Genomic DNA, 1,135 nt, shown 5'->3' on the forward strand with positions numbered 1-1,135 from the left:
CATGTCGACGCCGCCGGCCGAAGACGATGACCTGGAAGCGGTGCTGAGCGCGATGTAATTGCCGCGATTTTTTACGGCGCGTTTATCCGCGCGGCGTAAAGTTTTATGAGAATTAGACGCCGCATTTCTTATCTTGTGGTCCACATCAACCTGATTTGTGGAGTACAAGAAAATGACATCCCGATTTGCGCCGTTCCGTTTCGGTTCCCTTGCCGTGGCTGCAGCCGCTCTGCTGCCTGTGCTGCATGTGCTGCCTGCAGCTGCTGCGGAAAGCGTCGGTACGGCGGCGCCTGCCTCTTCACCGGCCTTCACCACCACCGCCAACATCGGTCTCTACAGCCAGTACGTTTTCCGCGGCCTGACCCAGACCAATGAAAAACCGGCCGTGCAAGGCGGTTTGGATCTCTCGCACGAGAGCGGTCTCTACGCCGGTATCTGGGCATCCAACATCAGCTGGATCAGCGATACCACGCCGGGCGCTTCGGCCAGCCTGGAAGCCGACCTCTATGGCGGCTTCAAATATGATTTCAACGACACGCTGAGCGGCGACGTCGGCTTCCTTCACTACGCTTATCCCGGCAGCTTCCCCAACGGCTTCACCAAAGCCGACACCAATGAGCTGTATCTCGGCCTCGACGCCAAGTGGATCACGCTGCGCTATTCCTACGCGGTCGGCAACACCTTCGGCAGCGCCGACACGCGCGGCTCCAGCTACGTCGACCTGGCGCTGACGCACGAGCTGGTTGCCGGCATCAACGGCGTCGCCCACCTCGGCCATCAACGCTACACCGGCCCCAACTCCTCCAACCTGTCGTACACCGACTGGAAGCTGGGCCTGAACCGCGACTTCTCCGGGTACGTGCTGGCGGCCTACTACACCGGCACCAACGCCAAGGACGCCGGCTACACGGTCAAGGGCAAGAACCTCGGCCGCGACCAGCTGGTGCTGTCGGTGTCGCGCACCTTCTGAGGCTGACATGGACGGGAGAATTTCAGCGGCATTGAGTGCGCTGCTCATGTGCTTCACTTTGCTGCCCGATGCGCACGCGGTGGTGCCCTACCGTTCGCCGGAAGACTACGGCCCGTCCATCGAAGCAAGGAAGCAATTGCCGGCATGCCGGGGGGGGGGGGGGGC

The 1,135-nt window shown here is 61.7% G+C and carries 1 protein-coding gene; it reads left to right on the top strand.

Annotated features, from left to right (window positions below; genetic code table 11):
* The first annotated feature begins 172 nt into the window (after positions 1-172).
* Positions 173-970, top strand: coding sequence for a TorF family putative porin (locus HLUSI_RS0121430; protein WP_016835902.1), 798 nt, complete (start codon positions 173-175; stop codon positions 968-970).
* The last annotated feature ends 165 nt before the right edge of the window (positions 971-1,135 follow it).

It is taken from the genome of Herbaspirillum lusitanum P6-12 (assembly GCF_000256565.1).
Taxonomy (GTDB): Bacteria; Pseudomonadota; Gammaproteobacteria; order Burkholderiales; family Burkholderiaceae_D; genus Herbaspirillum; species Herbaspirillum lusitanum.